This window comes from Rahnella variigena (genome assembly GCF_003610915.1).
In the GTDB taxonomy this organism is placed as follows: Bacteria; Pseudomonadota; Gammaproteobacteria; order Enterobacterales; family Enterobacteriaceae; genus Rahnella; species Rahnella variigena.
In genome coordinates, this window is sequence record NZ_NSDJ01000001.1 from 1,025,662 (window position 1) to 1,039,192 (window position 13,531).

General features: G+C 49.3%; 8 protein-coding genes, 5 tRNA genes and 3 rRNA genes. 14 read left to right on the forward strand and 2 right to left on the reverse strand.

Annotation, left to right across the window (positions count from 1 at the left end; all coding sequences use genetic code 11):
- Positions 1 to 21 precede the first annotated feature (21 nt).
- The 7 genes from hemG to birA all read left to right on the forward strand — a co-directional run bounded on the left by hemG (position 22) and on the right by birA (position 8,316).
- Complete coding sequence (gene hemG / locus CKQ54_RS04760) at positions 22 to 561, forward strand: menaquinone-dependent protoporphyrinogen IX dehydrogenase (protein WP_120162759.1); 540 nt, start codon at positions 22 to 24, stop codon at positions 559 to 561.
- 446 nt (positions 562 to 1,007) lie between these two features.
- Positions 1,008 to 2,550 (forward strand): 16S ribosomal RNA (locus CKQ54_RS04765).
- 142 nt (positions 2,551 to 2,692) lie between these two features.
- Positions 2,693 to 2,768, forward strand: a tRNA-Glu gene (locus CKQ54_RS04770).
- Between the two features lie 219 nt (positions 2,769 to 2,987).
- Positions 2,988 to 5,896, forward strand: a 23S ribosomal RNA gene (locus CKQ54_RS04775).
- Positions 5,897 to 6,019: 123 nt separating this feature from the next.
- Positions 6,020 to 6,135, forward strand: a 5S ribosomal RNA gene (rrf, locus tag CKQ54_RS04780).
- The 16S, 23S and 5S rRNA genes sit together here with 1 tRNA gene alongside, the layout of an rRNA operon.
- A gap of 187 nt (positions 6,136 to 6,322) precedes the next feature.
- A complete protein-coding gene (gene murB / locus CKQ54_RS04785; RefSeq protein ID WP_120164119.1) occupies positions 6,323 to 7,360 on the forward strand; it encodes a UDP-N-acetylmuramate dehydrogenase in 1,038 nt (345 codons plus the stop codon).
- The gene (gene birA, locus CKQ54_RS04790) at positions 7,357 to 8,316 is read left to right on the forward strand and encodes a bifunctional biotin--[acetyl-CoA-carboxylase] ligase/biotin operon repressor BirA (protein WP_120164118.1); all 960 of its coding nucleotides are present in this window, start codon (positions 7,357 to 7,359) and stop codon (positions 8,314 to 8,316) included. Before murB ends, birA begins: the two co-directional genes overlap by 4 nt.
- Before the next feature lie 54 nt (positions 8,317 to 8,370).
- On the opposite strand, the gene coaA is transcribed toward birA, so the two are convergent.
- Positions 8,371 to 9,321: a type I pantothenate kinase gene (coaA, locus tag CKQ54_RS04795; RefSeq protein ID WP_112291820.1), complete on the reverse strand. Its 951-nt coding sequence runs from the start codon at positions 9,319 to 9,321 to the stop codon at positions 8,371 to 8,373.
- A 218-nt stretch (positions 9,322 to 9,539) separates the two neighbouring features.
- Complete coding sequence (locus tag CKQ54_RS04800) at positions 9,540 to 10,076, reverse strand: GNAT family N-acetyltransferase (RefSeq protein WP_120164117.1); 537 nt, start codon at positions 10,074 to 10,076, stop codon at positions 9,540 to 9,542.
- A gap of 386 nt (positions 10,077 to 10,462) precedes the next feature.
- Between CKQ54_RS04800 and CKQ54_RS04805 the strand changes: the two genes are divergently transcribed.
- The 7 genes from CKQ54_RS04805 to nusG all read left to right on the forward strand — a co-directional run bounded on the left by CKQ54_RS04805 (position 10,463) and on the right by nusG (position 13,406).
- A tRNA-Thr gene (locus CKQ54_RS04805) sits at positions 10,463 to 10,538 on the forward strand.
- Positions 10,539 to 10,556: 18 nt separating this feature from the next.
- A tRNA-Tyr gene (locus CKQ54_RS04810) sits at positions 10,557 to 10,641 on the forward strand.
- A gap of 131 nt (positions 10,642 to 10,772) precedes the next feature.
- Positions 10,773 to 10,847 (forward strand) — tRNA-Gly (locus tag CKQ54_RS04815).
- 7 nt (positions 10,848 to 10,854) lie between these two features.
- A tRNA-Thr gene (locus tag CKQ54_RS04820) sits at positions 10,855 to 10,930 on the forward strand.
- Positions 10,931 to 11,038: 108 nt separating this feature from the next.
- Positions 11,039 to 12,223 (forward strand): elongation factor Tu, encoded by a 1,185-nt coding sequence (tuf, locus tag CKQ54_RS04825; RefSeq protein ID WP_013573670.1) that lies wholly within the window; start codon positions 11,039 to 11,041, stop codon positions 12,221 to 12,223.
- A 253-nt stretch (positions 12,224 to 12,476) separates the two neighbouring features.
- A complete protein-coding gene (secE, locus tag CKQ54_RS04830) occupies positions 12,477 to 12,860 on the forward strand; it encodes a preprotein translocase subunit SecE (RefSeq protein ID WP_034794996.1) in 384 nt (127 codons plus the stop codon).
- Entirely contained in the window at positions 12,861 to 13,406 is a 546-nt protein-coding gene (gene nusG / locus CKQ54_RS04835) for a transcription termination/antitermination protein NusG (protein WP_009639145.1), read from the forward strand.
- Positions 13,407 to 13,531: the final 125 nt, after the last annotated feature.

A 13,531-nucleotide genomic window follows, 5' to 3' on the forward strand; every position in this document is an offset into this window, starting at 1 on the left:
TTTTAAGAAAGGGAAACAAGAATGAAAGCGTTGATACTCTATTCAAGTCGTGACGGACAGACACACGCGATTGCTTCTTATATAGCAAGTGAGCTGAAAGAGAAGTGCAGTTGCGATGTCATCGATCTCGTTCATGCCGAACACGTCGATTTGAAAAACTATGACCAGGTGATGATCGGTGCTTCTATACGTTATGGTCATTTCAATCCGGTGCTGGATAAATTCGTTGAGAAACACGTGCAGACGCTGAACCAGATGCCTTCGGCATTTTTCGGTGTGAATCTGACGGCGCGTAAAGCAGAGAAGCGGACTCCGCAAACTAATGCGTATGTGCGTAAGTTCCTGCTGGCCACGCCGTGGAAACCTGCAATATGCGCAGTATTCGCCGGTGCGCTGCGTTATCCACGATATCGCTGGTTCGATAAAGTAATGATCCAACTTATTATGCGTATGACAGGCGGCGAAACCGATACGCGAAAAGAAGTGGAATACACCGACTGGCAGCAGGTGGCTAAATTCGCTGAAGATTTTGGGCAGATATCGTATAAAAAATCGCATTAATGCGGGCTTTATAGACGTATAGACCAAAAAGAAAGCATTCAGAAAGTTTTTTGAAATTAGGGGTTGCGGCCTTCTGAGAACTCCCTATAATGCGCCTCCACTGACCGGGAACAACGACTCCTCTAACGAGAACCAAGTCGCCCAGTCAGGAAGATTCAACCCGGTGAAAACACCGCATCTTGTAAAAGAAAATGGTTGACTCTTCAGGGAGAAAGAGTATTATCTGCCTCCCACGTTGCTGAGTTAAGTCTCGCAACGTACGCTCTTTAACAATTTATCAGACAATCTGTGTGGGCACTCACAAGACGATATCAGCCACTTCGGTGGCAAAATATTTATTGACAGCAATGTCAAGTCTTAGAGTGACCAAGCAGTAATTCATTTAGTTGAATTATTACGAAGTAATCTCTGAGCACCGCTTAACTTGTTTAAGCAAATCGAACTTTTAATTGAAGAGTTTGATCATGGCTCAGATTGAACGCTGGCGGCAGGCCTAACACATGCAAGTCGAGCGGCAGCGGGAAGTAGCTTGCTACTTTGCCGGCGAGCGGCGGACGGGTGAGTAATGTCTGGGAAACTGCCTGATGGAGGGGGATAACTACTGGAAACGGTAGCTAATACCGCATGACCTCGCAAGAGCAAAGTGGGGGACCTTCGGGCCTCACGCCATCGGATGTGCCCAGATGGGATTAGCTAGTAGGTGAGGTAATGGCTCACCTAGGCGACGATCCCTAGCTGGTCTGAGAGGATGACCAGCCACACTGGAACTGAGACACGGTCCAGACTCCTACGGGAGGCAGCAGTGGGGAATATTGCACAATGGGCGCAAGCCTGATGCAGCCATGCCGCGTGTGTGAAGAAGGCCTTAGGGTTGTAAAGCACTTTCAGCGAGGAGGAAGGGTTCAGTGTTAATAGCACTGTACATTGACGTTACTCGCAGAAGAAGCACCGGCTAACTCCGTGCCAGCAGCCGCGGTAATACGGAGGGTGCAAGCGTTAATCGGAATTACTGGGCGTAAAGCGCACGCAGGCGGTTTGTTAAGTCAGATGTGAAATCCCCGAGCTTAACTTGGGAACTGCATTTGAAACTGGCAAGCTAGAGTCTTGTAGAGGGGGGTAGAATTCCAGGTGTAGCGGTGAAATGCGTAGAGATCTGGAGGAATACCGGTGGCGAAGGCGGCCCCCTGGACAAAGACTGACGCTCAGGTGCGAAAGCGTGGGGAGCAAACAGGATTAGATACCCTGGTAGTCCACGCTGTAAACGATGTCGACTTGGAGGTTGTGCCCTTGAGGCGTGGCTTCCGGAGCTAACGCGTTAAGTCGACCGCCTGGGGAGTACGGCCGCAAGGTTAAAACTCAAATGAATTGACGGGGGCCCGCACAAGCGGTGGAGCATGTGGTTTAATTCGATGCAACGCGAAGAACCTTACCTACTCTTGACATCCAGAGAATTCGCTAGAGATAGCTTAGTGCCTTCGGGAACTCTGAGACAGGTGCTGCATGGCTGTCGTCAGCTCGTGTTGTGAAATGTTGGGTTAAGTCCCGCAACGAGCGCAACCCTTATCCTTTGTTGCCAGCACGTAATGGTGGGAACTCAAAGGAGACTGCCGGTGATAAACCGGAGGAAGGTGGGGATGACGTCAAGTCATCATGGCCCTTACGAGTAGGGCTACACACGTGCTACAATGGCATATACAAAGAGAAGCGAACTCGCGAGAGCAAGCGGACCTCATAAAGTATGTCGTAGTCCGGATTGGAGTCTGCAACTCGACTCCATGAAGTCGGAATCGCTAGTAATCGTAGATCAGAATGCTACGGTGAATACGTTCCCGGGCCTTGTACACACCGCCCGTCACACCATGGGAGTGGGTTGCAAAAGAAGTAGGTAGCTTAACCTTCGGGAGGGCGCTTACCACTTTGTGATTCATGACTGGGGTGAAGTCGTAACAAGGTAACCGTAGGGGAACCTGCGGTTGGATCACCTCCTTACCTCAAGATACGCATTGTGCAGTGTCCACACAGATTGTCTGATGAAATTAATGAGCAAGAGCACCTGTTGATGCAGTAAGGGTAACCTTACGCTGATGCGAAAAGTGCCAAACCACTGTGTGGTCTGGTACGGAATTTTCGTGTCCCCATCGTCTAGAGGCCTAGGACACTGCCCTTTCACGGCTGTAACAGGGGTTCGAATCCCCTTGGGGACGCCACTCCGATAATGTGTGAAAGACATTATCAAATGAATATCTTAAAGATGACTTTAACAAGTCGTGTTTAAGATATTGCTCTTTAACAATCTGGAACAAGCTGAAAATTGAAAGTTTACAGCTGAACATCACTCTCCGTAGAAGTACTGAGTGGTGGATTAGTCTGTAACAGAGTCTCTCAAATAATCGCAGCGCGACGGTGGAAACACCTTCGGGTTGTGAGGTTAAGCGACTAAGCGTACACGGTGGATGCCTAGGCAGTCAGAGGCGATGAAGGGCGTGCTAATCTGCGAAAAGCGTCGGTAAGGTGATATGAACCGTTACAACCGACGATACCCGAATGGGGAAACCCAGTGTGTTTCGACACATTATCATTACATGAATACATAGTGTAATGAGGCGAACCGGGGGAACTGAAACATCTAAGTACCCCGAGGAAAAGAAATCAACCGAGATTCCCCCAGTAGCGGCGAGCGAACGGGGAAGAGCCCAGAACCAGAATCAGCGTATGTGTTAGTGGAAGCGTCTGGAAAGTCGCACAGTATAGGGTGATAGTCCCGTACACAAAAATGCATATGTTGTGAGTTCGATGAGTAGGGCGGGACACGTGACATCCTGTCTGAATATGGGGGGACCATCCTCCAAGGCTAAATACTCCTGACTGACCGATAGTGAACCAGTACCGTGAGGGAAAGGCGAAAAGAACCCCGGCGAGGGGAGTGAAATAGAACCTGAAACCGTGTACGTACAAGCAGTGGGAGCCTACTTTGTTGGGTGACTGCGTACCTTTTGTATAATGGGTCAGCGACTTATATTTTGTAGCAAGGTTAACCGTATAGGGGAGCCGTAGGGAAACCGAGTCTTAACTGGGCGTCAAGTTGCAAGGTATAGACCCGAAACCCGGTGATCTAGCCATGGGCAGGTTGAAGGTTGGGTAACACTAACTGGAGGACCGAACCGACTAATGTTGAAAAATTAGCGGATGACTTGTGGCTGGGGGTGAAAGGCCAATCAAACCGGGAGATAGCTGGTTCTCCCCGAAAGCTATTTAGGTAGCGCCTCGTGAACTCATCTTCGGGGGTAGAGCACTGTTTCGACTAGGGGGCCATCCCGGCTTACCAACTCGATGCAAACTACGAATACCGAAGAATGTTATCACGGGAGACACACGGCGGGTGCTAACGTCCGTCGTGAAGAGGGAAACAACCCAGACCGCCAGCTAAGGTCCCAAAGTCATGGTTAAGTGGGAAACGATGTGGGAAGGCATAGACAGCCAGGATGTTGGCTTAGAAGCAGCCATCATTTAAAGAAAGCGTAATAGCTCACTGGTCGAGTCGGCCTGCGCGGAAGATGTAACGGGGCTAAACCATGCACCGAAGCTGCGGCAGCGACGCTTATGCGTTGTTGGGTAGGGGAGCGTTCTGTAAGCCGTCGAAGGTGAACTGTGAGGTTTGCTGGAGGTATCAGAAGTGCGAATGCTGACATAAGTAACGATAATGCGGGTGAAAAACCCGCACGCCGGAAGACCAAGGGTTCCTGTCCAACGTTAATCGGGGCAGGGTGAGTCGACCCCTAAGGCGAGGCTGAAAAGCGTAGTCGATGGGAAGCTGGTTAATATTCCAGCACTTGGTGTTACTGCGAAGGGGGGACGGAGAAGGCTAGGCTAGCCGGGCGACGGTTGTCCCGGTTCAAGCGTGTAGGGGGTGTGATTTGGTAAATCCGGTCGCATATTAACCCTGAGGCGTGATAACGAGCCACTACGGTGGTGAAGTAGTTGATGCCAAGCTTCCAGGAAAAGCCTCTAAGCTCCAGGTAACACGAAATCGTACCCCAAACCGACACAGGTGGTCAGGTAGAGAATACTCAGGCGCTTGAGAGAACTCGGGTGAAGGAACTAGGCAAAATGGTGCCGTAACTTCGGGAGAAGGCACGCTGGCGCGTAGGTGAAGGGACTTGCTCCCGGAGCTGAAGCCAGTCGAAGATACCAGCTGGCTGCAACTGTTTAATAAAAACACAGCACTGTGCAAACACGAAAGTGGACGTATACGGTGTGACGCCTGCCCGGTGCCGGAAGGTTAATTGATGGGGTTATCCGCAAGGAGAAGCTCTTGATCGAAGCCCCGGTAAACGGCGGCCGTAACTATAACGGTCCTAAGGTAGCGAAATTCCTTGTCGGGTAAGTTCCGACCTGCACGAATGGCGTAATGATGGCCAGGCTGTCTCCACCCGAGACTCAGTGAAATTGAACTCGCTGTGAAGATGCAGTGTACCCGCGGCAAGACGGAAAGACCCCGTGAACCTTTACTATAGCTTGACACTGAACATTGAGCCTTGATGTGTAGGATAGGTGGGAGGCTTTGAAGCGTGGACGCCAGTCTGCGTGGAGCCAACCTTGAAATACCACCCTTTAATGTTTGATGTTCTAACTCGGCCCCGTGATCCGGGGTGAGGACAGTGTCTGGTGGGTAGTTTGACTGGGGCGGTCTCCTCCTAAAGAGTAACGGAGGAGCACGAAGGTTAGCTAATCACGGTCGGACATCGTGAGGTTAGTGCAATGGCATAAGCTAGCTTGACTGCGAGAGTGACGGCTCGAGCAGGTACGAAAGTAGGTCATAGTGATCCGGTGGTTCTGAATGGAAGGGCCATCGCTCAACGGATAAAAGGTACTCCGGGGATAACAGGCTGATACCGCCCAAGAGTTCATATCGACGGCGGTGTTTGGCACCTCGATGTCGGCTCATCACATCCTGGGGCTGAAGTAGGTCCCAAGGGTATGGCTGTTCGCCATTTAAAGTGGTACGCGAGCTGGGTTTAGAACGTCGTGAGACAGTTCGGTCCCTATCTGCCGTGGGCGTTGGAAGATTGAGAGGGGCTGCTCCTAGTACGAGAGGACCGGAGTGGACGCATCACTGGTGTTCGGGTTGTCATGCCAATGGCATTGCCCGGTAGCTAAATGCGGAAAAGATAAGCGCTGAAAGCATCTAAGCGCGAAACTTGCCTCGAGATGAGTCTTCCCTGTGGCTTTAAGCCACCTGAAGGGACGTTTAAGACTAAGACGTTGATAGGCTGGGTGTGTAAGTGCAGCGATGCATTGAGCTAACCAGTACTAATGACCCGAGAGGCTTAACCTTACAACACCAAAGGTGTTTTTAGAGACTTGAAGTAGATTTTCAGCTGAATGTTCCGAGATTGGTTCGTATGGCGGAGTGTGTGAGAAATCATGACATGATGCGGTATGGATGAAACAGAATTTGCCTGGCGGCAGTAGCGCGGTGGTCCCACCTGACCCCATGCCGAACTCAGAAGTGAAACGCCGTAGCGCCGATGGTAGTGTGGGGTCTCCCCATGCGAGAGTAGGGAACTGCCAGGCATCAAATAAGTGGAAAGCCCTGTACTGACGTACAGGGCTTTTTGCTATGGGGAATTTGGGGTTTTTTGTTCGATGTTTGTACTGGTATTGGCGTTTGTTACTCCATTACGGCCCACAAAACCCGAAGTAACGGGGTTTGGGATCGGTTAAACTAGCCACAACTAAGTCACTCATGAGTAATATTGTTATGTCGATTGGCGACACTTCTCTTCAGTCTCTGAATACCTTTTCTCTTGCAGCCCATGCTGCTGAAATTACTTTTGCTCACAATGCAGAACAGTTATCAAATGCCTGGAAATTGGCGCAGGAAAAGCAGCAGCCCTTTTTGCTTTTAGGTGAAGGAAGTAATGTTCTTTTCCTTGAGGATTTTGCCGGAATCATCGTCCTTAACCGGATTAAAGGTATTGAGCTGATTGAAAATGCCAATGAATGGCTCATGCATGTGGGGGCTGGTGAGAACTGGCATCAGCTGGTTTGTTATGCCCTGGAGCATAATATTGCCGGTCTTGAGAATCTTGCCTTAATTCCAGGTTGTGTCGGTTCGGCCCCCATTCAAAATATCGGCGCGTATGGAATCGAGTTGCAAAGCATTTGCGATTACGTTGATGTTTTGGATCTTAAGGCTGGGAAGGTTACCCGTTTAACGTCTGCTGAATGCCAGTTCGGTTATCGTGAAAGTATTTTTAAACATGCCTATAAAGAAGGTTACGCCATCGTCGCCGTCGGACTCAAGCTGGTAAAACAATGGCAGCCAAAACTTACTTATGGTGATTTAAGCCGTCTGAGCCCTGAAACTGTGACTCCCCGCCAGATCTTCGATTCCGTATGTGCAATGCGCCAAAGTAAGTTGCCAGACCCTGCGGTGACAGGTAATGCGGGAAGCTTTTATAAAAATCCGACTGTCGATGCCTCTGTCGCCAAAAGAATCAGTCTAGAGTATCCCTCCATGCCTGCTTATCCTCAGCCGGATGGGCAAATTAAACTCGCAGCAGGCTGGTTAGTAGAACACGCTGGTCTGAAAGGCTTTAGCATTGGCGGCGCGGCTGTCCATGATAAACAGGCGTTAGTGCTGATTAATAAAGATCATGCCACCAGCGCAGATGTACGCGCACTGGCTAAATACGTGCGTGATACTGTGGCTGCAAAATTTGGGATCTGGCTTGAACCAGAAGTCCGTTTCATCGCCTCTCAGGGCGAAGTGAATGCCGTAGGGGCGTTGTCATGAAAGATATTACGGTTCCGTTGCAGTTAATATCTATCCTGGCTGATGGCGAGTTTCATTCTGGTGAGCAATTAGGTACGGCCATGGGAATGAGTCGTGCGGCGATTAATAAGCATATTCAGACGGTACGGGACTGGGGGGTAGATATATTTACCGTTCCTGGGAAAGGTTACAGCCTTCCGCATCCGATCCAGTTGCTTGATGAAGCTAAAATTCTCGAGATGCTCCCATCTGGAAAGGTTAGCGTTCTGCCTGTCATTGATTCAACGAACCAGTATTTGATGGACAGAATCGGCGAGCTGAGTTCTGGTGATGCCTGTGTGGCCGAGTATCAGCAGGCGGGGCGTGGTCGCCGGGGCCGCAAATGGTTTTCGCCATTTGGCAGCAATCTCTATCTTTCAATGTACTGGAAACTGGAACAAGGCCCAGCCGCCGCGATGGGACTCAGTCTGGTGATTGGGATAGTGATGGCCGAAGTGCTTCAGCGTCTGGGAGCCAAAGATGTCCGGGTTAAATGGCCGAACGATCTTTATCTTAATGACCGTAAACTGGCGGGGATCCTTGTTGAGCTGACAGGTAAAACCGGAGATGCCGCGCAACTGGTTATCGGTGCGGGTATTAACCTCAAAATGCGTGAGCCTGCGGCTGATACGATTAATCAGGGCTGGATTAACCTGCAGGAAGCCGGCGTTAATATAGATCGTAATGAACTTACTGCCACACTTTTAAATGAGCTGCGTTCTGCTTTACTGCATTTTGAGCGTGAAGGACTGACACCGTTTATCGCCCGCTGGCGTGGTCTGGATAATTTCCTTGATCGTCCGGTTAAGTTGCTGATCGGTGAACAGGAGATTCATGGTATTGAACGTGGAATTGATCCTCAGGGCGCTTTGCTGCTTGAGCAAGACGGAGTCGTTAAGCCTTATATCGGTGGGGAAATTTCACTGCGTGGTCTTTGATCAAAATAAAGGAGAGCCCGGCTCTCCTTTATGGTTATATCGATGGATGAACGTTTATTTTCTCAGTCGGACACTTTCGACCGCGTGATTGGCGCTCTTTGTCAAAATTAGACTGGCTCGCTCACGTGTTGGTAGTATGTTTTCTTTTAAATTCAATCCATTAATCTCATTCCATAACTGTGTCGCAATATTCACTGCTTCTTCTTCTGGCAGCTTTGCATAGTGATGGAAATAAGAATCTGGATCGGAGAAGGCGCCCTGACGGAATTTGAGGAACCGGTTAATGTACCAACCCTGTAATAAGTCTTCCGGAGCATCAACGTATATTGAAAAATCAACAAAATCGGAAACAAATACATGGTGCGGATCGTGCGGATAATCCATTCCACTTTGCAGTACGTTAAGCCCTTCCAGGATTAAAATATCCGGTTGCTCAATGACTTTATTCCCCTCTGGGATCACATCATAAATAAGATGTGAATAAACTGGCGCAGTCACATGCTTAGCACCTGATTTGACTTCGGAAACGAAATTGACCAGCTGATGCATATCGTAAGACTGCGGGAAGCCTTTTTTCTTCATGATCCCGCGCTCCTGGAGCGTCTTATTGGGATACAGGAAACCATCAGTCGTAATCAGCTCAACAGAACGATGCTCTGGCCAGCGGCTCAGGAGTGCCTGAAGGACACGCGCCGTGGTGCTTTTACCTACTGCAACGCTGCCCGCAATCCCAATCACATAGGGTATTTTTTGCCCGTCGGTGCCAAGGAACTGCTCGAGCACGGCCTGCCGGCGCAGGTTGGAGCTGATATAAAAATTGAGAAGGCGCGAAAGCGGCAGGTAGATCTGCGCCACTTCTTCAAGGGACAAGTCCTCGTTGATGCCTTTCAGGTTTACCACTTCCGCTTCTTTAAGCGTGAGGGGTACTGAATCACGTAAGGCTGCCCACTGCGCACGGTCAAACTGCAGATAAGGAGTTGCCAAAGATGGGTCTCTTTTTTTCATAAGTTAAAGTCTGCCTGTTAGCGCAGGTCAGGAAAGGCGATCACGCCAACTCCAGACAGTAAACCAGCAGCATATTATAGACACCTTAATTTTTGGGGGAGATCTTTTTCTTATAACTTATCGATTTCTTTGATTGAGTTTAAAAATTTTTAAGAAAGTTATGCAAACAGGGAAAAGTCTCTTGTAGTGCGGCGTGCAATTCACCGCACAATAGCGGACTAGAGATGGGGATAGGACGCGGGGTTAAAGAGGGAGAGCTGCTTGTAATAGACCACTTCTTTTTTTCGGCTGTAGCCGGTCGTGTCGTGCCTGCATTCTATGCAGCGATATCCCTGAGAGCGATAGAAAGCTTCAGCCTCTGAGCCTGACTGCATATCTGAGGAAAGCATAGTGCAACGCAAATCCTGAGCGGTGTTTTCCAGAACTCGCATCAACTTGCGTCCCACACCGCGACGTCTCGCCCGAGAACACACCAGCAGGGTGCTGATTTCAGCCTGATGGGATAGCTCAGTCTTACCGGCTAAATCAAGCTGAACGGTACCGACGACACCCTGCTCGTCTCTGGCAATCCAAAGCAATACTTCATTTTGAGAAAGAGCAGGGCGCAAATCATGAAATGAATCTTCAGCCTGCTTTTGTTCCATAACGTGAGGGAAGCCTGCAGAAGCTCCCTGGCTGTTAGCCTCTACCAGCAATCGCGCGAGTTCATCTCTGTAGACCGGTAATGTCGCGGCATTAAGCATAATAATCTTCATCGTTGCACTCCTTGGATGATAAAAACAGTGCGTTCATAAAGGAGGTTGCAAAAATTACGCCAACAAATTCGGCTGAGAAATCAGCCTCCGTAAAAGAGAAAGCAGCTTTTCACGCTCATTACTGAAGCAAAGGTACTTTTGTGGTGCATAAGCCAGGCTTAAATGCAGGTAAAGAAGGTTTTTTAGAGAGCAACTGGAAAACAACAGAAGGTAGCGGCTGCCATCACCGCGCAGGGAAGCAATATTTTCGCGCGTTATTTAACCCTTTAAACGCTTAAAAATGTAAAAAAACAGGTTTTTTGAATAAAACATGAGCGATAGCGCAAAACATGCAATTTTTTTGTTGCATACCCCTTAAAGTCTCCCTAGAATGCGCAGCACTTGATGCCGGCATAGCTCAGTTGGTAGAGCAACTGACTTGTAATCAGTAGGTCCCGAGTTCGACTCTTGGTGCCGGCACCATTCAAGTACTAACAATTAGGTGGGGTTCCCGAGCGGCCAAAGGGAGCAGACTGTAAATCTGCCGTCATCGACTTCGAAGGTTCGAATCCTTCCCCCACCACCATACAAGCCTTAGCAATGAGGCAGCTTGAAGTGAAAGAGTCGCTTCAAGTGAAGGTGAGGAATTAAGTGTCTCACGTCCTTTTCCCCGTCTTCGAAGTTCTTCAGAACAATCAGGTAGCCGAGTTCCAGGATGCGGGCATCGTATAATGGCTATTACCTCAGCCTTCCAAGCTGATGATGTGGGTTCGATTCCCACTGCCCGCTCCAAGTATGTGCTGATATAGCTCAGTTGGTAGAGCGCACCCTTGGTAAGGGTGAGGTCGGCAGTTCGAATCTGCCTATCAGCACCACTTCCAAATCCTCCCTCCTGATTTTCTTTCTGTAAACTAATTCGTCAAGCAAATGCTTGGTTGATGTGGTGATACCACCGATTTAACCGTGTCTTAGAGGGACAATCGATGTCTAAAGAAAAATTTGAACGTAACAAACCGCACGTTAACGTTGGTACTATCGGCCACGTCGACCACGGTAAAACTACCCTGACTGCAGCAATCACTACCGTTCTGGCTAAAACCTACGGCGGTTCTGCACGCGCATTCGACCAGATCGATAACGCACCAGAAGAAAAAGCTCGTGGTATCACCATCAACACTTCCCACGTTGAATATGACACCCCGACTCGTCACTACGCGCACGTTGACTGCCCAGGGCACGCCGACTACGTGAAAAACATGATCACCGGTGCTGCTCAGATGGACGGCGCTATCCTGGTTGTTGCTGCAACTGATGGCCCTATGCCTCAGACTCGTGAGCACATCCTGCTGGGTCGCCAGGTTGGCGTTCCATACATGATCGTGTTCATGAACAAATGCGACATGGTTGATGATGAAGAGCTGCTGGAACTGGTAGAAATGGAAGTTCGTGAACTTCTGTCTGCTTACGAATTCCCAGGCGACGACATCCCGGTCATCAAAGGTTCAGCGCTGAAAGCACTGGAAGGCGATGCAACTTGGGAAGCGAAAATCATCGAACTGGCAGAAGCACTGGACAGCTACATTCCATTGCCAGAGCGTGCTATCGATAAGCCATTCCTGCTGCCAATCGAAGACGTATTCTCCATCTCCGGTCGTGGTACAGTTGTTACCGGTCGTGTAGAGCGCGGTATCGTTAAAGTTGGCGAAGAAGTTGAAATCGTAGGTATCAAGGACACTGTTAAGTCTACTTGTACTGGCGTTGAAATGTTCCGCAAACTGCTGGACGAAGGCCGTGCTGGTGAGAACGTTGGTGTTCTGCTGCGTGGTATCAAACGTGAAGACATCGAACGTGGTCAGGTTCTGGCTAAACCAGGTTCAATCAAACCACACACCAAGTTTGATTCTGAAGTGTACATCCTGAGCAAAGATGAAGGTGGTCGTCATACTCCATTCTTCAAAGGCTACCGTCCACAGTTCTACTTCCGTACAACTGACGTGACCGGTACTATCGAACTGCCAGAAGGCGTTGAGATGGTAATGCCTGGTGACAACGTGAACATGGTTGTTACCCTGATCCACCCAATCGCGATGGATGACGGTCTGCGTTTCGCAATCCGTGAAGGCGGCCGTACTGTAGGTGCTGGTGTTGTTGCTAAAGTTATCGCTTAATCGCTGATAGTTTTTTGTCACTATTCGTTGACGCAATACACACTAAAAGGGCATCATTCGATGCCCTTTTTTCTACGCTGTGGCGCTAGAACCTATCTCATCAGCGATTTTTACGTCATAATCACTGGTGAGATAGGCTCTGAGATATAGCGTAAAACACCGAATTGCGCTCAAGTAGAGCATCGATCGGTTTGGTTTGCCTCGCAATGCGAGGCAAAGTTGTTTGTTCTGAATCATTGTGACGGGTTGGTTTATGAGTGCGAATACCGAGGCTCAAGGGAGCGGGCGCGGCCTGGAAGCGGTAAAGTGGCTGGTTGTTGCCGTTTTGTTGGTTGTAGCTATTGTCGGTAACTATTATTACCGTGCATACAGCCTGCCGTTACGCGCGTTAGCCGTAGTTGTTATTATCGCAATTGCAGGCGCAGTGGCATTACTGACCACTAAAGGCAAAGCGACAGTCGCGTTTGCTCGTGAAGCGCGTACTGAAGTACGTAAAGTCATTTGGCCAACGCGCCAGGAAACATTGCATACCACACTGATCGTTGCTGCGGTGACTGCCGTTATGTCTCTGATTCTGTGGGGGCTGGATGGTATTTTAGTCCGCCTGGTATCTTTCATTACTGGCTTGAGGTTCTAAATGTCTGAAGCACCTAAAAAACGTTGGTACGTCGTTCAGGCGTTTTCTGGCTTTGAAGGCCGCGTAGCGCAATCGCTGCGTGAGCACATCAAATTACATGACATGGAAGAACTGTTTGGTGAAGTCATGGTTCCAACCGAAGAAGTGGTTGAGATCCGTGGTGGCCAGCGCCGTAAAAGTGAACGTAAATTCTTCCCGGGTTATGTGCTGGTACAGATGGTAATGAATGACGCCAGCTGGCACTTAGTTCGCAGCGTTCCTCGTGTGATGGGCTTCATTGGCGGAACGTCAGATCGTCCTGCACCAATCAGCGATAAAGAAGTTGATGCGATCATGAATCGCCTGCAGCAAGTGGGTGATAAGCCACGTCCTAAAACATTGTTTGAACCAGGTGAACTGGTACGTGTTAACGACGGTCCGTTTGCGGACTTCAATGGTGTGGTTGAAGAAGTTGATTACGAAAAAAGCCGCCTGAAAGTGTCTGTATCCATCTTTGGCCGTGCAACACCGGTTGAACTGGACTTCGGTCAGGTTGAAAAAGGCTAACAGCAGCTTTCTAAATATTCGTTAGAACAGATGTTGTACAAGGCGCGAAATTGAACTATAATTTCGCGCCTTTTGTTTTTATGTGCAGCCTCTGCACGTGAAACGTAAAGAACCAAGTTCTGTAA